Below are 20,214 nucleotides of genomic sequence, written 5' to 3'. Positions count from 1 at the left end.
GTTACGCATCGCCTCACTTGTTCGCGGCACTGCCCCTCTCCCAAACCCTCTCCCCGGAGGGGAGAGGGCTTAAGTAACTCAGAACGACAGCCCCATCACGGTCTTCACGCCGGCCAGCGCGCGGACCTTGGCGATGAGCTCCTGCGTCACCGCCTCGTCGACCGAGAGCAGCAGCACCGCCTCGCCGCCAGCCGAACGGCGGCCGAGATGGAAGGTGCCGATGTTCACGCCTTCCTCGCCGAGCAGCGAGCCGAGCCGGCCGATGAAGCCGGGCGCGTCCTCGTTGACCACGTACAGCATGTGCCCGACCAGATCGGCCTCGACCTTGATGCCGAACAGTTCGACCAGGCGCGGGGCGGCGTCGCCGAACAGCGTGCCCGCGACCGAGCGGTCGCCGGCATCGGTCTTTACCGTCACGCGCAGCAGCGTGTGATAATCGCCTTCGCGGTCATGGCGCACCTCGCGCACGTCGATGCCGCGCTCCTTGGCGAGATACGGGGCGTTGACCATGTTCACCGTGTCGGTGTGCACCCGCATCAGCCCGGCGAGCACCGCGCTGGTGATCGGCTTCTGGTTGAGCGATGCGGCCGCGCCCTCGACCTCGATCGCGATGCCGGAAAGCGCGCCGTGCGCGAGCTGGCCGATCAGGCTGCCAAGCTTCTCGGCCAGCGCCATGTACGGCTTCAGCTTCGGTGCTTCCTCGGCCGACAGGCTCGGCACGTTGAGCGCGTTGGTCACGCCGCCCGAGACGAGATAATCGGCCATCTGCTCGGCGACCTGGATCGCGACATTGACCTGCGCTTCCGACGTGGAGGCGCCGAGATGCGGGGTGGAGACGAAGTTGGGCGTGCCGAACAGCGGCGAATCCTTCGCCGGCTCCTCGACGAACACGTCGAGCGCCGCGCCCGCGATATGACCCGAATCGAGCCCGGCCTTCAGCGCCGCCTCGTCGATCAGCCCGCCGCGCGCGCAGTTGATGATGCGCACGCCCTTCTTCGTCTTTGCCAGATTCTCGGCGGACAGGATGTTGCGGGTCTGGTCGGTCAGCGGCGTGTGCAGCGTGATGAAGTCGGCACGGGCCAGCAGGTCCTCAAGCGTGACCTTCTCGACGCCCATTTCGATCGCGCGCTCGGGCGTGAGGAACGGATCGAACGCGACGACCTTCATCTTGAGGCCGCGCGCGCGGTCAGCGACGATCGAGCCGATATTGCCGGCGCCGATCAGGCCAAGCGTCTTGCTGGTCAGCTCGACGCCCATGAAGCGATTCTTCTCCCACTTGCCGGCCTGGGTCGAGGCATCGGCTTCGGGCAGCTGGCGGGCGAGCGCGAACATCAGCGCGATGGCATGCTCGGCGGTGGTGATCGAGTTGCCGAACGGTGTGTTCATGACGACCACGCCCTGCGCCGAGGCGGCGGGGATATCGACATTGTCGACGCCGATGCCGGCGCGGCCGACGACCTTCAGGTTGGTGGCGTGCGCCAGGATGTCCCTGGTCACCTTGGTCGAGCTGCGAATGGCGAGGCCGTCATACTGGCCGATGATCGCCTTCAACTCGTCGGGGGTCTTGCCGGTGATCTCGTCGACCTCGACGCCGCGCTCGCGGAAGATCTGGGCTGCCTTGGGATCCATTTTGTCGGAAATGAGGACTTTGGGCATGGTGATGCCTTTCATGATCGTGGGATGTTGTGCTCCCGCGAAGGCGGGAGCCCCGGCTGGGTTCCCGCCTTCGCGGGAACCCAAGGATGTCAGGCGGCGACGGTGACCGAGGCGTAGGCCCAGTCGAGCCAGGGGCCGAGCGCCTCGATATCGGCGGTGTCGACGGTCGCGCCGCACCAGATGCGCAGGCCCGCCGGGGCATCGCGGTAGCCCGCAATGTCATAGGCGGCATGCTCGGCTTCGAGCAGGCCGGCGAGCTTCTTGATCAGCGCTTCGTCGGCGCCCTCGACCGTCAGGCACACGCTGGTCTTCGACCGCGAGGCCTCGTCGAGCGCGAGATGGCCGAGCCAGGGGCGATCGGCGACGATCCGGTCGAGTGCCGCCGCATTGGCGTCGCTGCGCGCGATCAGGCCCTTCAGTCCGCCAAGATCCTTCGCCCATTCGAGCGCGAAGATCGCGTCCTCGACGGCGAGCATCGACGGGGTGTTGATCGTCTCGCCCTTGAAGACGCCCTCGGTCAGCTTGCCCTTCGAGACAAGGCGGAACACCTTGGGCAACGGCCATGCCGGCGTGTAGCTTTCAAGCCGCTCGACCGCGCGCGGGCCGAGGATCAGCACGCCGTGGCCGCCTTCGCCGCCAAGCACCTTCTGCCAGGAGAAGGTCGCGACATCGATCTTGTCCCAGGGCAGGTCGTAGGCGAACACCGCGCTGGTCGAATCGGCGAAGCTCAGGCCCTCGCGGTCGTCCGGAATCCAGTCGCCGTTCGGCACGCGCACGCCCGAGGTGGTGCCGTTCCAGGTGAACAGCACGTCGTTCGACCAGTCGACCTGGTTCAGATCGGGAAGCTTGCCGTAATCGGCGCGCAGTATCGTCGGATCGAGGCCGAGCTGCTTGACCGCATCGGTGACCCAACCCTCACCGAAGCTCTCCCAGGCAAGCGCCGTCACCGGCTTCGCGCCAAGCATGGTCCACATCGCCATCTCGAACGCGCCGGTGTCGGAGCCGGGGACGATGCCGATGCGATGGGTGTCTGGCAACTGAAGCATCTCGCGCATCAGGTCGATCGCGTATTGCAGGCGCGTCTTGCCGAGCTTCGAGCGGTGCGACCGGCCGAGCACTTGAGTCTGGAGCTTTTCGGGGGTCCAGCCCGGCGGCTTGGCGCAGGGACCGGAAGAAAAATAAGGACGCGTCGGCTTCGTCGCCGGAGGCGCAGGTAACTCAGTCATATAGTCTCTCCTTACAGAGAGCACGCGCGGCGTTGGGACCGCGTGGCCCGTCGACGGCCCTAGCGATCTGCGCTGCCGCGTCAATGTGCTTTCTGCTGCGACGCGGCGGAAAAGGGCGATGCGCTTTGCCGCGACACATATCGGCATCGTCCTGTCGTATCCTGGCCCAGGCCACATTGCCTTCGGCGGCGGGAGCGATAAGCCTCCTGGCGGCGATGCTGGGGTTGTTGATATGGTGCTTGAGATATTCCGCCGACTCCCCCGGGATCGAGAGACGGCCTCCAAAGCCGGGGTCCCCCGCCGGCCGCAGCACATCGCGGCGACAATGGCACTGGCCCTGCTGCTCGCGGCGTGCGGGCGCGGTGACGATCGTCCGCCGCCCCGGCCGGTCGGGGCGAAGCCGGTGACGCTCAACCTGCCCACCTCACGCGACACCCAGGCCTGTTTCGCCGATCTGTCGCGCGAGCAGGTGCGCTACAGCCCGCTGCCTGACCGCGACTATGGCGGCGGGTGCCAGGTGACCGGGTCGGTCCAGCTCATCGACATCGGCGTGCCGGTGACCAACCTAAAGGGCATGCGCTGCGGGCTGGCCAGGACGTTCGTCGCCTGGACGCGCCATGCGGTCGCGCCGGCCGCGCGCCAGATTCTCGGCAGCGATCTCGTCCGGGTCGAAAGCTTCGGTACCTATGCCTGCCGCAACGTGATCGGCTCGGCGACGGCGGGCAACCGGCTGTCGGGGCATGCCATCGCCAATGCGGTCGATATCTCCGGCTTCGTGCTGGCGGACGGCAGGCGGATCACCGTGCTCGACGGCTGGCGATCGGGCGATGCCGATGTGCGCGAATTTCTGCAGACGATCCATGCTTCGGCCTGCAAGCGCTTCGGCACGGTGCTGAGTCCCGACTATAATGCGGGGCACGCCAACCACCTGCATCTGGAGGACGATCACGCGCGTTTCTGCCGCTGAGCGCCTTCGAGCCGGGCGGAACCGCTGGCGGCTCAAAAAGGCGGCAGCCGGGGCCGCCTTCATATTGACGGGTTTTTCCGCTAGAGGCTGGTCCAATGACAGAGACACACGTACCGTCGCGGGTCTTCCCGCGCGCTCGCCAGGACGCCGAGACCGCCAATGCCGGGATCAGCACCCCCCAGACCGAAAACCCGGCCTATCGCCTCGCCTTCCAGGACATGGATTTCCTGCTGCGCGAGGATCTTCGCCCGGTCCGCTTCCAGCTCGAACTGCTGAAGCCGCAATTGCTGCTCGACGAGGCGAATATCGCCTCTACCTTCGTGATGTATGGCTCGGCGCGCATTCCCGAGCCGGCCAAGGCGCAGGCGCTGCTTGAGCTCGCCCAGGGCGAGGAGGCGATCCGCATCGCCAAAAGCCTGGTCGCCAAGTCGAAATATTACGATGTGGCCTATGAACTGGCCCAGCTTGCCAGCGCCTTCCCGCGCGACGAGGCCGGCAAGCGGCACTTCGTCGTGTGCTCGGGCGGCGGCCCCTCGATCATGGAGGCGGCGAATCGCGGCGCGGCCGAGGCGGGGTACGAGACGATCGGCCTCAACATCGTCCTGCCGCACGAGCAGGCGCCGAACCCCTATGTCACGCCCTCGCTGAGCTTCCAGTTCCATTATTTCGCGCTGCGGAAGATGCACTTCCTGCTTCATGCGCGCGCGCTGGCTGCCTTTCCGGGCGGCTTCGGCACCTTCGACGAGCTGTTCGAGCTGCTGACGCTGATCCAGACCGGCAAGATCAAGCCGATCCCGGTGCTGCTGTTCGGCCGCGACTTCTGGAACCGGGTGGTCAATTTCGAGGCGCTGGTCGAGGAAGGCGTCGTCTCCGCACGCGACCTCAACATCTTCACCTTCGTCGAGACGGCTGAAGAAGCCTGGCAGGTCGTGCAGGATTTCTATCGCGACGATCCGGACCGGCTCGCCGAATGACATGAAAAAAGGGCCGCGCCGGAAGGCGCGGCCCTTTTTATGTCCGGGCCCGGCGTTCGCCGGGGCTTGCGATTACTTCTTCTTTTCTGCCTTTGCCGCGGCGGCTGGATCGAGCGACGGCGCACCGGCTGCCGGTGCCGCGCCTTCCGACGCATTCGCTGCTGGCGCGGCCGCTTTGGCGGCACCCTCGGCTGCTGCCGGGGCCGCGCCCGCGGCGGGTGCTGCCGGAAGCGGCAGGTTCGAGCCCTGCTGGTTCAGATAGGCGATCACGTTCGCGCGGTCCTGCGGATTGCCAAGGCCGGCAAAGGTCATCTTGGTGCCGCTGGCAAAGGCGCGGGGGCTGGTCAGCCAGTGGCTCATCGCCTCGAAATCCCACTTGCCGCCCTTCGCCTTGAGCGCGTCGGAGAAGGCGAAGCCGCCCTTGCCCTCGGCGATACCCTCGCCCAGCGTGGCGTAGAGATTCGGGCCGATGCCGTTCGGGCCACCCTGGTTGATGGTGTGGCAGGCAGCGCATTTCTTGAACACGTCGGCGCCCTTGGCGGGATCGGCCGTCGCCATCAGCGTCGCGATCGGCACGTCGGCCGCGCCGCCGCCAGCACCCTCTTCAGCGACACCCTCGATCGGATATCCCATCTTCTCGGAATGATGGGGCTGGAACACCATTCCGCCCACGATCGAAAGCCCCAGCGCCACGCCGCATGCGCCGAGCACCCAGCCCGCGATCGTGTTCGTCCGATTGTCCATTGCCCAGTTGCCCCTGTCGGAAAGTCGGCTCCCTTTAGATTCGGTGGAGCGCCACCGCAAGCCACGCTTGTGCGGGAACAAACGCCCCGGTAAGCGCGCCGCTCCATGGAAAATTTCGCAGCCCCAGCACGACCGATCGTCGCACGCATGATCGAGGAAGCCGCCGCTCACCCGGAACGCGCCGTCGCCTTCCAGGGCGCGCCCGGCGCCAATTCGCATATCGCGGCGCTCCAGGCTTTCCCGGATTGCCTGCCCTTGCCCTGTTTCGACTTCGCCGACGCGATCGACGCGGTACGGGAAGGGCGTGCCGATTGCGCGATCATCCCGATCGAGAATTCACTGCACGGCCGTGTCGCCGACATGCATTTCCTGCTGCCCGAATCGGGGCTGGTGATCACCGGCGAGCATTTCCTGCCGATCCATTATGCGCTGATGGGATCGGGCCCGATCGAGGGCGTGCGCGAGGCGACGAGCCATCCCCAGGCACTCGGCCAGTGCCGCCACTGGCTGCGCGAGCGCAATATCCTGCCGGTCGCCTATCCCGACACGGCCGGCGCCGCCGCGCTGGTCGCCGAGATCGGCGATCCGAAGGTCGCCGCCCTGGCCCCTCCCATGGCGGCGCCGATCTACGGACTGGATATCCTGTGCGACGGCATCGCCGATGCCGACCACAATACCACGCGCTTCCTGGTGCTGGCGCGCGCCGCTCTTGCACCGGTCGGCGACGGTCCGTTCATGACGACGCTGATCTTCGAGGTGAAGAACGTGCCCGCGGCGCTGTACAAGGCGATGGGCGGCTTCGCGACCAACGGCGTCAACATGACGAAGCTGGAAAGCTATCAGCGCGGCGGCACCTTCGCCGCGACCGAATTCTACGCCGATGTCGAGGGCAAGCCGGGCGACCCCCGTCTCGACAACGCGATCGCCGAACTTGGCTTCCATTCGAAATGGGTGCGGGTGCTGGGAACCTATCGCCAGGCCCGCGCGCGCGGATAGGTTTCGTCCGAGCCGTTACGGGCGGATGGCGATGTGTCGGAGACGGGAAGTGGTCGTTTCCTGTCGGCCGGCTTTTCCCCAACCATCATCGTCGAGGCGCTCGGGAATCCAGCGAACGCCGGGCCCGCTGGATCAGGCGTAGGCCGTGCCCGCCAGCGCGGCTGCGGTACCGGCGATTCCCCGGTCGATCAGCCGGAGGAAGCTGCGCCGTGCTTCGCCCTCGTCCCGGGTGCGATCGAATATCTTCTGCGCTTCCGTAAAGGCCACGCTCCAGGTTGATGCGATAAGTCCCGCGGCGAGGTGGGCATGCGGGTCGTCCGTTGGCGAGCCAACGGCTTCGGCAAGAACCGCCGCCAGCGCGTTGGTGAAGTCGTCCCGCATTTGTCGCGCCCGCGCTTTCAGCGCTTCGCTGGCCAGCACGGTTTCGACGAACCTGTACGCTCCCTCAAACAGCGGGATGAGCGAATCTTCCTGCTCGATGAGGTGGTGCGCGAGAAACCCCAAGGCATCGATCGGCGTGACGCCGGTGTCACGCATGCGCACGGCTGCGAAAGCGACATCCTGTATCTCCTGTTCCCGGTCGAAGAACATATCCTCCTTGCGCGGGAAGTGATTGAAGACGGTCATCCGTCCGACGTCGGCTGCCTCGGCGATCTCATCGACCGTCACCCGGTCGAAGCCTCGCTCGAGAAACAGGCGGGTCGCCGTGTCCGATATGCTCTGGCGGGTGGCCATCCGCTTTCGGGTCCGTCGGTCGGGCGTCGTGTCCATCAGGCCTTGTTGTATCCTATACTCAGTATATATAAATACTGCATCTATCTATAGCGCAACAGCGCACCAAGGGCCTTATGACCGAGCAGCAATATCCCGTCGAGCGACCCGTCCACCCGGCTGGCGCCGCCGTGCTGGTCAGCGGCGCAAGCTTTGCCGGCCTCGCCACTGCCTATTGGATGAACAGGCTCGGGTACCGAGTGACTGTCGTGGAGGTCGCAAGCGGCCTTCGCAAAGGCGGAACGCCCGTCGACATCGAAGGGGAGACGATCGACGTGCTCACCCGGATGGGAATGATCGATGCGGTCCGCGCCAAGGCGCTTCCCCCGCGCGGGCTCGAGTTCAAGGATGCCGGCGACGCCACGGTTGGGACATTTGACGGCTATCCCGACGCGGCCGCCGCCGCGGACGAGCGATACGAGATCCACCGTGACGATCTGTTGGCGATTCTGTTTGCTTCAGTCGAGGGCGCGGTCGAAATCCTGTTCGAGCAATCGATCGCTCAGCTTGAGGAGATGCCGGACGGCGTGGCGGTGACGTTCCGTGATGGGGCGCGAGCCAATTATGCGCTGGTGTTCGGGTGCGATGGCATGCGGTCGAACACCAGGCGACTGGCCTTTGGCCCCGGCGAGGATTTCTCCTATTTCATGGGAGGCTATTTCTACATCAAGGTCGTGCCGACCACGGATTTGCTGCCCGCCAACCTGACGCAGATCTTCAGCGTGCCCGGCCGAACGGCGATGTTGAACGGTTATGAGGACCAGACCGACATTGCCTTCGCCTTCCGTGCCGATGGGGAGGTCGACTATGACCATCGCGATCGGGCGCAGCAGCGTCGGATGATTCATGACCATTTCGACGGCCTCGGCTGGAAGGTCCCGGCCATGCTCGAGCATGTGGACGCCGATGACGACTTCTATTTCGACAAGGTGAACCAGATCAGGATGCCGGTATGGTCGAACGGTCGGGTCGCGCTGGTGGGGGATGCGGGATATTGCGTATCGCCGGTCGCCGGCATGGGCGGCTCGATGGCGATCATCGGCGCCGGGCGGGTAGCGGATGCCCTGCAGCGCCATGGCACCAATCACGCCACGGCCTTCCGGGAGTATCACGACAAGCTGCGCCCGTTCGTCGAGGCAGTCCAGGAGAAAGCTGCCAGCGACGGCATGGCGTTGCTGTTCCCATCCAGCGATGCCGAGCTTGCGGAGCGCGATCACCAGCTGCGCGAGGGCACGCTGGCCTTGTAGGCCGCTCGACGCCCAGGAGGGCCTGTCCCGATCAACGGTCTTTTCTGCGGGATGGTTCTTTCTCCGACGCGCGGGCTGGCGCCGATTCAGCGAAGCTGAAAAATGACTCTCAGGAGTTCGCCCATTCCGTCAGGAGGGTGAAGGCGATGGCATAGGGTGGGGGCGGGAGGAATCGGCCCGGCTCGCCGCGCAGCACGGCGCGCACCTCCTCGCGCGATACCCAGATCGCGTCCTCAAGCTCGTGCTTGTCGATCGTCAGCGCATCGTCCTTCGCCATGCCGATGCAGGCGATCATCAGCGAGGACGGGAAGGGCCAGGGCTGGCTTGCGATATAGCGGACATCGGTGACTTCGACGCCAGCCTCTTCCTTGATCTCGCGCGCGACCGCTTCCTCGATCGATTCGCCAAGTTCAAGAAACCCGGCCAGTGCCGAATAGCGTCCCGGCGGCCAGGCAGGCTGGCGGCCCAGCAGCGCGCGGCCGTCATGTTCGGCGATCATGATCACCACCGGTTCGACGCGCGGGAAATGCTCGGCATGGCACTGGGGGCACTTCCTGCCCCAGCCCGCGCGATGGATTTCGGTCCCCGCACTGCAATTGGCGCAGAAGCGATGCCGCGTATGCCAGTCGAGCAGGCTGCGTGCGCCGGCATAGGTGGCCGCCTCGCCCGGCGCGAAGCGGTCGAGCAGGCCGAACATCCGCATCGGCCGGCCGGTCGGCGGCTGCATGCCGGGTGTCAGCGCGGCGAAGCAGGGCTTGCCGTTGTCGAGCCCGAGCAGCAGCAGGTCCGATCCTTCCGGCGCGTCGGCCAGGGTGGTCCAGACGAGCCTGCCTTCGCCATCCAGCTCGGGTTCGAAATTCTCCAACACGAGCAGCCGCGCGCGCCAGTCGCTCATCGCCGCGGCGAGCGCTTCCGGATCCTGGCGAAGCGGATCGGCCCGGTCGAGCATGCCGCCGGTAAAACCTGGTGCGATCATAAGGGGGAACTCACTTGTAGCGGGCGATATCGCTCATCAACGCGGTCACGGTTTCTTCGCGAATCGGCCATTTGTCGCCCGGGAAATAATTGACCATGATCGCCCCGCGGCGGTGCCGCGCGGGGTCGACCCAGGCGGCCGTCCCGGCGGCGCCGCCCCAGCCATAGGTGCCCTTGGACGGTCCGCCCGGCTTGTCTTCGAGATAGACCGATCCACCCGCGCCGAAGCCGGTTTTCGGTCCAGGGCCGGCACCGACCTGCGTCTGGGTATAGGTGACGCCGGGTGGCAGCAGGTTGGACATCATCAGCGCGGCCGTCTCCGGCTTCATCACGCGAACGCCGTCGAGCGTTCCGCCATCCTGCAACGCGTGGAGGAACCGGTCATAGTCGCGCGCCGACATCACCAGGCCGGCGCCGCCATAGGGAAAGCTCGGGGGCGACAGCCAGGCCGATGTCGCGGCGGGATCGATCGGCGCGCGGGCCTTCTCGTCGATCTTCGACACGTCGACCGGCTGGCCAGCGGCGAGCTGGACTGTCGCCTCGCGCTGGAAGGCATAGTTGGTGGCGAACCGCCCGATCTCGCCGCGCGGCACCGTCCAGTAGCTCGACCTCATCTTGAGCGGGTCGAAGATCCGCTTCTGCACGAAGGCGTCGAAGGGCATGCCGCTCGCCACCTCGATCACCCGACCCATCACGTCGAGCCCGATCGAATAGCTCCATTTCGTCCCCGGGTCGGCGATCAGCGGCGCTTCGGCGACGCGATTGGCGAATGCCTCGAGCGTCGGCGGCCTGGTCATGCGCGCCAGAAGCTCAAGCTGAGCGTTGATCGCGCCGGGGGTGAGCCCGAGCCGGTTATATTCGGCGAGCAGCGGCCCCTTGGTGACGATGCTGTAGCCGAGCCCGGCGGTATGGGTCAGCAGGTTGCGGACCGTGATCGGCCGTGCCGCCGCCCGTGTTTCAAGCGAATCCGGGCTGATCTGGACTCGCATGTTCTTGAAGGCGGGGATGAAATCGCTGATCGGCTGGTCGAGCTTGATCTTGCCTTCCTCGACCAGGATCATCGCTGCCATGCCGGTGACCGGCTTGGTCATCGAATAGACGCGCCACAGGCTGTCCGGTCCTGCGGCGGCAGCGGTCGGATCGTCGGCGATGCGCCCGGCACTGACGAATATTGTGGGCAGGTCGCCACTGCCGAACGCGCCGACGATGCCGGGCATCTTGTTGGTCGCGACATAGGAATCGAACAATGCCTGGGTGGCGGGCAGGGCTGGCTGGCTGGCCGGAGCGGCGAGTTGCGCCTGCGGTGCCGTGGCGTAGGCAAGCGCGCCGCCGGCCAGCAATGCGATGAGTGCGCTTCCCGATGCCAATGCCCGAAATCTCATTCCGCTCTCCTGATCGCAGCCGCCGCCTTGGCGAAGACCGTCGGCAGCCCCGCCGACTCGATATCGGTTGCCGGCCACCACTCGCCGGCATTCGAATGCGCCTCGGCCCGCCCGACCGCAAGCGCGAGTTCAAGCCGGAAATGCGTGAAGACATGGACGACCGTCTCGTCGAGCATCGTCCAGTCGGCGGCCAGCGGCTGATCGTCGAGACCTGGCGGTGCCGCGACCCATGGCCCGGTCGGCAGCGCGCGCATCCCGCCGAGCAATCCCTTGGGCGGCCGCCGCACCAGCAGCACCTGGCCCTCCCGCTCGGCCCAGAAGATCGTGCCGTAGCGCTGCGGCTTGGTCGCCTTGGCCTTCTTGTCCGGAAAGCGCTCCGGATCGCCCGTCGCGAAGGCCCGGCATGTGGCGGCGAGCGGGCAGAGCAGGCAGCTCGGATTGCGCGGCGTGCAGATCGCCGAGCCGAGATCCATCATCGCCTGGGCGAAATCGCCAGCGCGGGCGTCGGGAGTGATCGAGTCGGTCGCCGCACGGATGGCGGGCATCGCGGCCGGAAGCGGTTCCGGAATCGCGAACAGCCGGGCGACGACTCGCGCGACATTGGCGTCGACCACCACCGCGCGTTCCCCGAAGGCGATCGCGGCGATCGCCGCGGCGGTATAGGCGCCGACACCGGGCAGGCAACGCAGGCCTTGCTCGGTCCCGGGAAAACGCCCGCCCCCCGCGACGACCGCGCGCGCGCAGGCGATCAGGTTCCGCGCCCGGGCATAATAGCCGAGCCCGGCCCAGGCGGCCATCAGATCGGCGTCGCTTGCCCGTGCGAGCGACTCGACATCGGGCCAGCGCGCGACGAATTCCTCGAAGCGCGGCCGTACCGTCGCGACCGTCGTCTGCTGAAGCATGATCTCCGACAGCCATACCCGATACGGTTCGGCCGGCGGTGCGCCGGGCGGGCTGCGCCACGGCAGATCGCGGGCATGGCGGTCATACCAGTCGAGCAGCGAGCCGGCGATGTCGGAAGGGAGCTTGGCGGGCACGGCATCGCTATGGCATGGACGTGACAATGAGCAAGCGTGGCGTGCCCGCTCCCAGGCCGGAGCCCAAGGCGGAAAAACCGCGCGGCGGCCGCGCGCGCGCCGTTTCGGAGCTCCTGCCCGATATCGGCCGCGCCGCTTTTCGCAAATTCGGTTTCGTGCAGAGTGCGATCGTCAGCCGCTGGCCCGAGATCGTCGGCACTCGCTATGCCGGGGTATCTGCGCCCGAATCGATCAAGTTTCCGCAGGGCGAGCGCACCGGCGGCACGCTCAACCTGGTGGTGCGCGGCGCCCATGCGACGATGATGCAGCATATCGCGCCTGAGATCGTCGAGCGGGTCAACCGCTTCTTCGGCTATGGCGCCATAGCCCGGGTGAACATCCGCCAGGGGGACGTCGCGCCGCCGCGCCCGCGCGCAGCGCCGCCTTCGCTCCGACCGGTGCCGGTCGAGCTCGGCGCAAGCCTGCGCACCATCGCCGACCCTGAATTGAAGGCGGTGCTTGAGGCGCTGGCGGCGGGCGTCGCGGCGACGCGCGGCCCGCCGGTGATCGGGCAGGCGGAAGAATGAACGGAAGGATCGATGGGGGAATGATGCGCTATCTGTTGCCTGCCCTGCTTGCGCTCGTCGGGTTCGGCTCGATCGCCACGGCCCAGGGCCACGACTGGAGCACGACCGTGAGCAAGGCGCCGAACGGCAGCTATGTCATCGGCAATCCCAGGGCGAAGGTGAAGCTGGTCGAATATATCAGCTACACCTGCCCGCATTGCGGCCACTTCCTGTCGGAATCGCGGGACGTGCTGCGCGGGCAGATGGTGCGTTCCGGCTCGACCAGCGTCGAACTGCGCAATGCTATCCGCGACAAGCTCGATCTCACGGCCGCCCTGCTCGCGCGGTGCACCGGCCCGAAGGGGTTTTTCGCCACCACCGATGCGATCTTCGCGGTCCAGGAGGACTGGGTGACGCGCGGTGGCCGCTTCGAATCGGTCAATGGCGCGCGAATCGCTGCCTATCCCCAGCCGGCGCAGCTTCGCGCGATGGCCGACGGATCGGGCCTGAGCGACATCATGCGCGGCCGGGGAATGAACGATGCGGCGATCGAGGCCTGCCTTAACGATCCAGCCGAACTGGCGGTGGTGGTGAAGAATGCCGATGGCGCCTGGGCGAAGATCAAGGGTACGCCGGCATTCGAGCTCAATGGCAAGACGATCGAGACCACTGAATGGGCGGTGCTGGAAAAGAGCCTCCGCGCGGCCGGTGCCAAGTGATTCAAGTAATTTCAACACGGAGAGACCAATGAGATTCCGCATCGCTTATGCCGCTCTGCCGGCCCTGATCCTCGCTGGCTGCGGCTCGGGCGGTACCGGTGGCAACAGCACCGTGCCTGCGGCCGCTCCGGCCGCGACCGTCGCGGCGCCCGCGGGCAAGAGCTGGGTCGACACCGTCTCCAAGACGCCCGAGGGCGGCTATCGCATGGGCAATCCCAATGCGGCGGTGAAGCTGATCGAATATGGCTCGCGCACCTGCCCGCATTGCGCCGCCTTCGATGCTGAGGGTTTCCCCGCGCTGAAGAGCGGCCCGATCGCGTCGGGCAAGCTGTCCTATGAATTCCGCGATTACCCGATCCATGCCGAGGCCGATATCGGCCCGATGTTGCTTGGCCACTGCGTCGAGCCGGCGCAATTCTTCCCGATGCTCGAGCAGATGATGCTCTCGCAGCAGCAGCTGATCGGCAAGACGGAGAAGATTCCCGAGGCGGACCAGGCCCGGCTGCAGAACGCCCCGCCGGCCCAGATCGTGACCTATCTCGCGCAATTCTACGGCTATATCGATTTCGTGAAGCAGCGCGGCGTGCCCGACGCCAAGGCGCGTCAGTGTCTCGCCGACCCGAAGATGCTCGAGGAGATCGCGAAGAACACGGACGCGGCGAACCAGCAATTCAAGATCCAGGGCACGCCGACCTTCATCGTCAATGGCGATGTAGTGCCGAATGTGGCTGACTGGAAATCGCTCCAGCCCGCGCTGAAGACAGCGGGCGCGCTGTAACGGCGGGGCGGGGCAGGGGGTAACCGCCGGGTGCAGATCAAACGGCTCAGGCTCACGGGCTTCAAGAGCTTCGTCGACCCGGCGGATCTGCGCATCGAACCGGGGCTGACCGGTATCGTCGGCCCCAATGGCTGTGGCAAGTCCAACCTTCTGGAGGCGCTGCGCTGGACGATGGGCGAAACCTCGGCCCGGTCGCTGCGCGGCGCCGGCATGGATGACGTCATCTTCGCCGGCACCTCGACTCGCCCTGCGCGCGATTTCGCCGAGGTCTCTATCCTGACCGAGATCACCGGGGAGGAGACCGAGGTCGTCCGCCGGATCGAGCGCGGGGCCGGCTCGGCCTACCGGATCGACGGACGCGACGTGCGCGCCAAGGATGTCGCCCTGCTGTTCGCCGATGCGGCGACCGGCGCGCACAGTCCGGCCCTGGTCAGCCAGGGCCGGATCAGCGCGGTGATCGCCGCCAAGCCGGCCGAGCGCCGGGCGATGCTTGAGGAAGCGGCGGGGATCGCCGGCCTTCATGTCCGCCGCAAGGATGCCGAGCAGAAGCTCCGCGCGACCGAGGCGAACCTGACCCGGCTCGACGAGGTGATCGCCGACCAGGACGCGCGCGCTGCCGCGCTGAAGCGCCAGGCGCGCCAGGCCGAGCGCTATCGCCTGTTGTCAGACCAGATCCGGGTGGCGGAGGCGCGCATGATCTTCGCCCGCTGGCGCGAGGCGTCGACCGCGGCCGACACTGCGAAGGCCGAGGCGGCGGCGGCCGAGACCCGCGTCGCCGAGGCTGCCGAGGCGCAGCGTGCGGCGGCCGCCTATCAGGCCGAAGCGACCGAGAAGCTGGCGGCTGCCCGCGCCGGGGCGCAGGCAGCGCGGGACCGGGCCAGCGAGGCCGGGCATCGGCTTGCGACGCTCCGCACCGAGCTTGCCGCGACCGAACGGCGCTTGTCCGATCTTGCCGACAGTCGCGCGCGCCTGACCGAGGACCGGGTACGGGAAGGCTCGCTCGCCAGCGACGCGGCGGAGGCGATCGCGCGGCTTGCCGATGAAGCGAAGGAGCTTGAGGCGCGCATCGCCGGCGCGGCGGCGCGGTCGCCGCAGCTCGACGCAGCGCTTGCCGAGGCTGAGCGCGCAGCCCGCGATGCGGAGGTCGCTTTGGCCCAGGCGCTGGCTGCCCAGGCAAGCGAGGCGGCTGACGCGCGGGTGGCCGAGGCGGCGCTGGCCGCCGCGCGCACGCGCGCCGACCGAAGCGAGCGCGATCTGGGGCGGGTGACGGCCGAGGCGAAAGCCCTTGGTGATCCGGCGCCGCTTGTCGCGGAGAAGAACAAGGCGGCCGAGGCGCGCGCGCAGGCGCTCCGCCATGCCGAATCGGCGCGCACCGCGCTCGCCCGGGCCGACGCGAGCGAGCGTGAGGCGATCGGATCGCGCGACCGGGCGCAGTCGGCGCGGGCCGGCGCCCATGCGGAGCTGAGCGCGCTTGACAGCGAGGCGGCGGCTCTGGCCAAGGCCACGCGGCGTGACGGCAAGGATCGCCTGCTCGACCAGCTTCGCGCCGATCCGGGGTATGAACGCGCGCTGGCGGCCGCCTTGGGAGACGATCTCGAAGCAGGGCTCGATGCCACTGCCGAGCGTTACTGGGCCGGCGCCGCGCCCGCGCCGGGCGATCCTTCCGGTCCTTCGGGCACGGTCGCGCTGGCGGCGCATGTCACGGCGCCGGTGGCGCTTGCGCGTCGGCTGGCGCAGATCTTCGTTGCCGACAGCGATGCTGGTCAGCCCCTCGCCGTCGGCCAGCGTCTGGTCACCACCGCTGGCCTGCTTCGCCGCTGGGACGGCTATGTCGCGAAATCGGGCGGCGCGGAGGCGGCTGCACGGCTCGAACGGATGAACCGGTTGCGCGCGATCGAGGCGGCGCGGCCGGCGGCGGTCCGCGCGGTCGATGCGTGCGATGCCGAGCTTACGCGGATCGACGAAGCGATCGCCGAGGCGCGCCGCGCCGCGGTCGATGCCCGCCGCCTGCTCGAAGGCGCCGAGGCCAATGCCCGCGATGCGGCGCGCGCCGAGGATCGCGCCGCTGCCCAGATCGAGCGGATCGAGGCGCAGCGTGCCGATCTCGATACCCGTCGACAGCGCATCGTCGCGGAGCATGAAGAAGCGCAGGGTGAGGTCGCGCGCGCCGTCGAGGTCAAGGCAGCGCTCCCTGACGGCAGCGCCACGCGCGAACGGGTTGCGGTGCTATCGTCCGAGGCTGAGGCCAGGCGTATCACGGTCGCCACCGCCCGCGCCGAGCGGACGGCGCTCGATCGCGCGATCGGGCAGGATCGGGAGCGGCTTGCCGCTGGTACGGCCGAGAGCAAGGGCTGGAAGAACCGCGCGGGCGAGGCGGCGCGGCGAATCGCCGAGATGGACAAGCGCGAGGCCGATCTGGCGCAGGAAGCGGCTGACCTTGCCGGGAAGCCGGCCGTGCTCGCCGCCGAGATCGCGGCGCTAGAGGCCGCCCATGGCACCGCCCGCGCCGAGGCGGAGACAGCGATGGTGGCCGAGCGCGAGGCCGAGGTCGCGCTGCGCCTCACGGAGGAAGCTGCCCGGGCGGCGAGCGAGACCCTCGCCGAAGCGCGCGAGGCCAGGGCGGGTGCCGCGGCACGGGCGGAGAATCAGGAGGCCCGGCGGCTTGAGATGAACCGTTTGTCGGGCGAGCGCTTCCAGTGCCCCTCGGTGCTGTTGCCCGAGCGGGTCGGTTTCGAGGCCGACAAGGTCGGCCCGCCGCAGGAGGAATCCACGACGCACGACAAGTTGCTGGTCGATCGGGAGCGTATCGGGCCGGTCAATCTCGTCGCCGAGACCGAGCTGGCCGAACTCGAAGCGGCGAGCGTCGGTAACGCTACTGAGCGGGAGGAACTGGGTCTCGCGGTCAACCGGCTGCGCGGGTCGATCGGCACGCTGAACCGCGAGGGGCGCCAGCGCCTGCTCGCCGCGTTCGAGGCGGTCGACGGGCATTTCCGCCGGCTGTTCACGACCCTGTTCAACGGCGGCCAGGCGCATCTCGAACTGATCGATTCGGACGATCCGCTTGAGGCGGGGCTTGAGATCATGGCGCAGCCGCCGGGCAAGAAGCTCCAGTCGCTCACCCTGTTGTCGGGCGGAGAGCAGGCGCTGACCGCCGTCGCGCTGATCTTCGGCCTGTTCCTCACCAATCCGGCGCCGATCTGCGTGCTCGACGAAGTCGACGCGCCGCTCGACGACGCCAATATCGAGCGTTTCTGCGACCTGCTCGACGCGATGACGCGGGAAACCGCGACCCGCTATCTCATCGTCACCCACAATGCGGTGACGATGAGCCGTATGCACCGGCTGTTCGGCGTGACGATGATCGAGCAGGGCGTGAGCCGCCTGGTCTCGGTCGATCTCGGCGGTGCGGAAAACCTGCTGGCGGCGGCGTGACACAAAATCCTCCCCCTCCCCGAAGATAAGCGATTCACACATCGCAAGGCTTTCTTTCTCCCTCTCCCCTTGTGGGAGAGGGAAGGGGCCCATCGCTCTCACGACGGGAAGGGTAAGGAGGACACTCGTTGACCAGTGTCCCGAACCTCACTCCCCCTCATCCGACCTCGCTGCGCTCGGCCACCAGTTTTGCCGATCGTCGGGCAAAACTCCCACAGGGGGAGAAGGATTTAAGACACTCACGCGAGATGTGTGCATCCCCTGGCAGCCGCGCGAGGGAGGAATTGTGAGGCCATTGGGTTTGCGTGTATCTCAAACCCATGGCCGAGATCATCAACCTCCGCATCGCCCGCAAGGCCCGCGCCCGCGCGGCAAAGGACGCAGCAGCCTCGGCCAATCGCCTTCAGTTCGGCCGCTCTGGCCAGGACAAGCGGGCGGCCCGGGACGAGCAGGCACGGCTCGACCGCACGCTCGACGGCGCCCGGCGCGACCCCGATCCCTCGCTTGACTAACCCCAAGCGCGCGCCTAGTGCGCCACCCGCCCTAATATCGGGGTGCAGGAAGGCTGACATGTTCGCCACGGCAATCATATTCGGGCTTGATCCCGCCGCCGTCCGGACCTCGCCGAAGCGCTAGTCGCGCCCGGCCGGGTCGTCGGACCCGGCATGTTCAATCCCAAAAACCATAGAGTCCGCAACCCGACGCCATAGCTGCGTCCGCGCGCGGCAAGACGGATGAGACAATGGGCACGACGGTGACGTCGCGGCGCCTGGCAACGATGCTGCGCGCGACTTTGACGAAGGATGGGCGCGCCGGCCAGGCGCTGCTCGAATGGGTGGAAGAGAACAGGGCGGTCTTCTGGCCGGGGCCGAAGAGCCGTGCGAAGGCGGGGGCACCCAGGGGAGAGGCGCGCAAGATCAGCTGGGCGAAGCTATCGACGATGCTCGCCGACATGGCGGAGGACCCGCTGCCGGCCGAGCTGGCCGGGGCGGCGGAGAACATCGCCACGGTGCTGAGCCTGGGCGACCAGGACCGGGCGGTGCTTGAGGCGGGGCTGGCCTTGTCCTTCCATCCCCGCATCGCGCGGCTGCGCTGGGCGCTTGAGATGGCGCATGAGGATATGGCCCGGGTCGCCGGCATGCTGGCGGGCGCCGATGCGGTCCATGCCGGCACGGTGGCGCGCACCAGCATGGCGGTGCAGCTCGGCCTGTTCGAGGTCGACATGGCGCATGGCGGCGGCGTGTCGTTCGATGCGAGCTGGTGGTTCGAAAGCCTGCTCGCGCGTGGCGGGCACGATCCCGAACGGCTGATCGAGGCACTGGCCGGCAAAAGGCAGCAGGCGGCGCTCGCGCTCGCCGATTTCCCGGCGATGCGGGGTGACGTCGATTTCGTCGCGCGGCTGCTCGCCGGGGCTGTCGAGTCGCGCGCCTGCGGCATCAACGTGCTGCTCCATGGGCCGCCTGGCGTCGGCAAGACCGAGCTTGCCCGTGCGCTCGCCGCTCATGTCGGCGCTGCATTGTACGCGGTCGGCGAGGCCGACTGCGACGGCACCGAGCCGCGCCGGCACGAGCGCGTGGCTGCGCTGCTCCGCGCGCAGCGGGCGCTCCAGCGCGACGATCGCGCGCTGCTGCTGTTCGATGAGCTTGAGGATCTGATCGGCGACGCGAACAAGGTCGATGGCGGCAAGCGCTTCGCCAATCGTGCCGGGTCGAAGATCTTCGTCAACCGCATGCTGGAGACGAACGGCGTGCCGGTCATCTGGACGAGCAATGCGATCGACAATGTCGATTCGGCCTATCTTCGCCGGATGAGCTTCGTGCTGAAGCTCGATCATCCGCGCGGGCGCGAGCGCGACCGGGTGCTGGCGCGCATGGCGTCGATGGAGGACAGCGCGATCGGCGACGACCTGTCCGCGCTCGCGCGGCAGGCGCCGGAAACGCCCAGCGTCGCGCGCGTCGCCCTGCGTGCCGCGCGGATCGCCGGTGCCGCTTCCGGAGACGACGAGCGCGTGGCGCGGGCGCTGGTCGGGTCGCTTCGGGGGCAGGCGGTAACGCTGGCAGAGACGCCCGGGCGAGTCGACCTGTCGCTGTTCGAATGCGACACGCCCATTGCAGGGCTGGTCGAGCGGCTGACCCGCCCGGGCGCGCCGCTCGCCTTCTCGGTGCTGCTGGCGGGCCCGCCGGGTACCGGCAAGACCCAGCTCGCGGGCGAGGTGGCTGAACGGCTCGGCCGGCCGCTCGCGACTCGGCGCGCGTCCGACCTGCTGTCGAAATGGATTGGCGAGACCGAGGCGAACATCGCGGCGGCGTTTCGTAATGCCGCGGCGGAGGGCAGCGTGCTGTTCTTCGACGAGGCTGATTCGCTGCTGTTCGACCGGCAGACCGCGCGGACGAGCTGGGAGGTGAGTCAGGTGAACGAACTGCTGACCTGGCTCGACCGTCACCCGTTGCCGGTGTTCGCCGCGACCAACGACCAGCGGCGGCTCGATCCGGCGGCGCTCCGGCGCTTCACCTTCAAGCTGGCGCTGAATCCGTTGTCGGCCGAGTCGGCGGCGCGTGCGTTCGAACGCTTCTTCGGCTGCCCGGCGCCCGCCGGCCTCGCCCGGCTCGGCGCGCTGACGCCCGGCGACTTCGCGGTCGTCGCGCGGCAGGCAAAGGTGGCCGGGCCGTTCTCCACCGGGGGTCTGCTCGCCCGGCTCGAGGCTGAACTGGCGGCGAAGCCGGGCGGCATGGCGACGATCGGCTTCTGATGGAGCCGGTCGGGTC

At 67.8% G+C, this 20,214-nt stretch carries 17 protein-coding genes; 10 read left to right on the top strand and 7 right to left on the bottom strand.

What is annotated here, in order from left to right; translation table 11 throughout:
• Window positions 1-78 precede the first annotated feature (78 nt).
• Together serA and P0Y59_16740 are read right to left on the bottom strand one after the other, a co-directional pair.
• Window positions 79-1,656: a phosphoglycerate dehydrogenase gene (gene serA / locus P0Y59_16745; GenBank protein WEJ98581.1), complete on the bottom strand. Its 1,578-nt coding sequence runs from the start codon at window positions 1,654-1,656 to the stop codon at window positions 79-81.
• An 89-nt stretch (window positions 1,657-1,745) separates the two neighbouring features.
• Entirely contained in the window at window positions 1,746-2,882 is a 1,137-nt protein-coding gene (locus P0Y59_16740; protein WEJ98580.1) for a phosphoserine transaminase, read from the bottom strand.
• A 325-nt stretch (window positions 2,883-3,207) separates the two neighbouring features.
• Here P0Y59_16740 and P0Y59_16735 point away from each other — a divergent pair, with 325 nt between their 5' ends.
• On the top strand, window positions 3,208-3,849 hold the full coding sequence (locus P0Y59_16735) for an extensin family protein (protein ID WEJ98579.1): 642 nt from the start codon (window positions 3,208-3,210) through the stop codon (window positions 3,847-3,849).
• 95 nt (window positions 3,850-3,944) lie between these two features.
• On the top strand, window positions 3,945-4,823 hold the full coding sequence (locus P0Y59_16730) for a TIGR00730 family Rossman fold protein (protein WEJ98578.1): 879 nt from the start codon (window positions 3,945-3,947) through the stop codon (window positions 4,821-4,823).
• A 72-nt stretch (window positions 4,824-4,895) separates the two neighbouring features.
• Here P0Y59_16730 and P0Y59_16725 read toward each other — a convergent pair whose 3' ends face one another.
• Complete coding sequence (locus P0Y59_16725) at window positions 4,896-5,567, bottom strand: cytochrome c family protein (protein WEJ98577.1); 672 nt, start codon at window positions 5,565-5,567, stop codon at window positions 4,896-4,898.
• 105 nt (window positions 5,568-5,672) lie between these two features.
• On the opposite strand from P0Y59_16725, the gene P0Y59_16720 reads away from it, so the two are divergent.
• A complete protein-coding gene (locus tag P0Y59_16720) occupies window positions 5,673-6,563 on the top strand; it encodes a prephenate dehydratase (GenBank protein ID WEJ98576.1) in 891 nt (296 codons plus the stop codon).
• Window positions 6,564-6,695: 132 nt separating this feature from the next.
• Here the strand turns inward: P0Y59_16720 and P0Y59_16715 are convergent, their stop codons facing one another.
• Window positions 6,696-7,334, bottom strand: coding sequence for a helix-turn-helix domain containing protein (locus P0Y59_16715; protein WEJ98575.1), 639 nt, complete (start codon window positions 7,332-7,334; stop codon window positions 6,696-6,698).
• A 77-nt stretch (window positions 7,335-7,411) separates the two neighbouring features.
• Here P0Y59_16715 and P0Y59_16710 point away from each other — a divergent pair, with 77 nt between their 5' ends.
• Window positions 7,412-8,581 carry an FAD-dependent monooxygenase gene (locus P0Y59_16710; GenBank protein WEJ98574.1) on the top strand — a complete coding sequence of 390 codons (1,170 nt, stop codon included), beginning with the start codon at window positions 7,412-7,414 and terminating at the stop codon, window positions 8,579-8,581.
• Between the two features lie 109 nt (window positions 8,582-8,690).
• Here P0Y59_16710 and nudC read toward each other — a convergent pair whose 3' ends face one another.
• The 3 genes from nudC to P0Y59_16695 are packed head-to-tail and all read right to left on the bottom strand — an operon-like array spanning window position 8,691 to window position 11,975.
• Window positions 8,691-9,557, bottom strand: coding sequence for an NAD(+) diphosphatase (gene nudC / locus P0Y59_16705; GenBank protein ID WEJ98573.1), 867 nt, complete (start codon window positions 9,555-9,557; stop codon window positions 8,691-8,693).
• 10 nt (window positions 9,558-9,567) lie between these two features.
• The gene (locus P0Y59_16700; GenBank protein WEJ98572.1) at window positions 9,568-10,938 is read right to left on the bottom strand and encodes a serine hydrolase; all 1,371 of its coding nucleotides are present in this window, start codon (window positions 10,936-10,938) and stop codon (window positions 9,568-9,570) included.
• Complete coding sequence (locus tag P0Y59_16695) at window positions 10,935-11,975, bottom strand: A/G-specific adenine glycosylase (protein ID WEJ98571.1); 1,041 nt, start codon at window positions 11,973-11,975, stop codon at window positions 10,935-10,937. Before P0Y59_16695 ends, P0Y59_16700 begins: the two co-directional genes overlap by 4 nt.
• Before the next feature lie 26 nt (window positions 11,976-12,001).
• Between P0Y59_16695 and P0Y59_16690 the strand changes: the two genes are divergently transcribed.
• The 6 genes from P0Y59_16690 to P0Y59_16665 all read left to right on the top strand — a co-directional run bounded on the left by P0Y59_16690 (window position 12,002) and on the right by P0Y59_16665 (window position 20,198).
• Window positions 12,002-12,541 carry a DciA family protein gene (locus tag P0Y59_16690; GenBank protein WEJ98570.1) on the top strand — a complete coding sequence of 180 codons (540 nt, stop codon included), beginning with the start codon at window positions 12,002-12,004 and terminating at the stop codon, window positions 12,539-12,541.
• A gap of 20 nt (window positions 12,542-12,561) precedes the next feature.
• Complete coding sequence (locus P0Y59_16685) at window positions 12,562-13,239, top strand: thioredoxin domain-containing protein (GenBank protein WEJ98569.1); 678 nt, start codon at window positions 12,562-12,564, stop codon at window positions 13,237-13,239.
• Between the two features lie 28 nt (window positions 13,240-13,267).
• Entirely contained in the window at window positions 13,268-14,017 is a 750-nt protein-coding gene (locus tag P0Y59_16680; protein WEJ98568.1) for a thioredoxin domain-containing protein, read from the top strand.
• 30 nt (window positions 14,018-14,047) lie between these two features.
• Window positions 14,048-17,449 carry a chromosome segregation protein SMC gene (gene smc, locus P0Y59_16675; GenBank protein WEJ98567.1) on the top strand — a complete coding sequence of 1,134 codons (3,402 nt, stop codon included), beginning with the start codon at window positions 14,048-14,050 and terminating at the stop codon, window positions 17,447-17,449.
• 320 nt (window positions 17,450-17,769) lie between these two features.
• Window positions 17,770-17,961, top strand: coding sequence for a DUF4169 family protein (locus P0Y59_16670; protein WEK02605.1), 192 nt, complete (start codon window positions 17,770-17,772; stop codon window positions 17,959-17,961).
• A gap of 230 nt (window positions 17,962-18,191) precedes the next feature.
• A complete protein-coding gene (locus P0Y59_16665; GenBank protein ID WEJ98566.1) occupies window positions 18,192-20,198 on the top strand; it encodes an AAA family ATPase in 2,007 nt (668 codons plus the stop codon).
• Window positions 20,199-20,214: the final 16 nt, after the last annotated feature.

This window comes from Candidatus Sphingomonas phytovorans (assembly GCA_029202385.1).
Lineage (GTDB): Bacteria > Pseudomonadota > Alphaproteobacteria > Sphingomonadales > Sphingomonadaceae > Sphingomonas > Sphingomonas phytovorans.
This window is presented reverse-complemented; position numbering and strand designations above follow the sequence as displayed.

Coding starts and splice junctions, on each gene's coding strand:
- P0Y59_16710 (WEJ98574.1), top strand. CDS start 7,412: ATGACCGAGCAGCAATATCCCGTCGAGCGACCCGTCCACCCGGCTGGC.
- P0Y59_16715 (WEJ98575.1), bottom strand. CDS start 7,334: ATGGACACGACGCCCGACCGACGGACCCGAAAGCGGATGGCCACCCGC.
- P0Y59_16670 (WEK02605.1), top strand. CDS start 17,770: ATGGCCGAGATCATCAACCTCCGCATCGCCCGCAAGGCCCGCGCCCGC.
- P0Y59_16665 (WEJ98566.1), top strand. CDS start 18,192: ATGGGCACGACGGTGACGTCGCGGCGCCTGGCAACGATGCTGCGCGCG.
- P0Y59_16725 (WEJ98577.1), bottom strand. CDS start 5,567: ATGGACAATCGGACGAACACGATCGCGGGCTGGGTGCTCGGCGCATGC.
- P0Y59_16735 (WEJ98579.1), top strand. CDS start 3,208: ATGGCACTGGCCCTGCTGCTCGCGGCGTGCGGGCGCGGTGACGATCGT.
- P0Y59_16730 (WEJ98578.1), top strand. CDS start 3,945: ATGACAGAGACACACGTACCGTCGCGGGTCTTCCCGCGCGCTCGCCAG.
- P0Y59_16685 (WEJ98569.1), top strand. CDS start 12,562: ATGATGCGCTATCTGTTGCCTGCCCTGCTTGCGCTCGTCGGGTTCGGC.
- P0Y59_16720 (WEJ98576.1), top strand. CDS start 5,673: ATGGAAAATTTCGCAGCCCCAGCACGACCGATCGTCGCACGCATGATC.
- nudC (WEJ98573.1), bottom strand. CDS start 9,557: ATGATCGCACCAGGTTTTACCGGCGGCATGCTCGACCGGGCCGATCCG.
- P0Y59_16740 (WEJ98580.1), bottom strand. CDS start 2,882: ATGACTGAGTTACCTGCGCCTCCGGCGACGAAGCCGACGCGTCCTTAT.
- P0Y59_16700 (WEJ98572.1), bottom strand. CDS start 10,938: ATGAGATTTCGGGCATTGGCATCGGGAAGCGCACTCATCGCATTGCTG.
- P0Y59_16690 (WEJ98570.1), top strand. CDS start 12,002: ATGAGCAAGCGTGGCGTGCCCGCTCCCAGGCCGGAGCCCAAGGCGGAA.
- P0Y59_16680 (WEJ98568.1), top strand. CDS start 13,268: ATGAGATTCCGCATCGCTTATGCCGCTCTGCCGGCCCTGATCCTCGCT.
- serA (WEJ98581.1), bottom strand. CDS start 1,656: ATGCCCAAAGTCCTCATTTCCGACAAAATGGATCCCAAGGCAGCCCAG.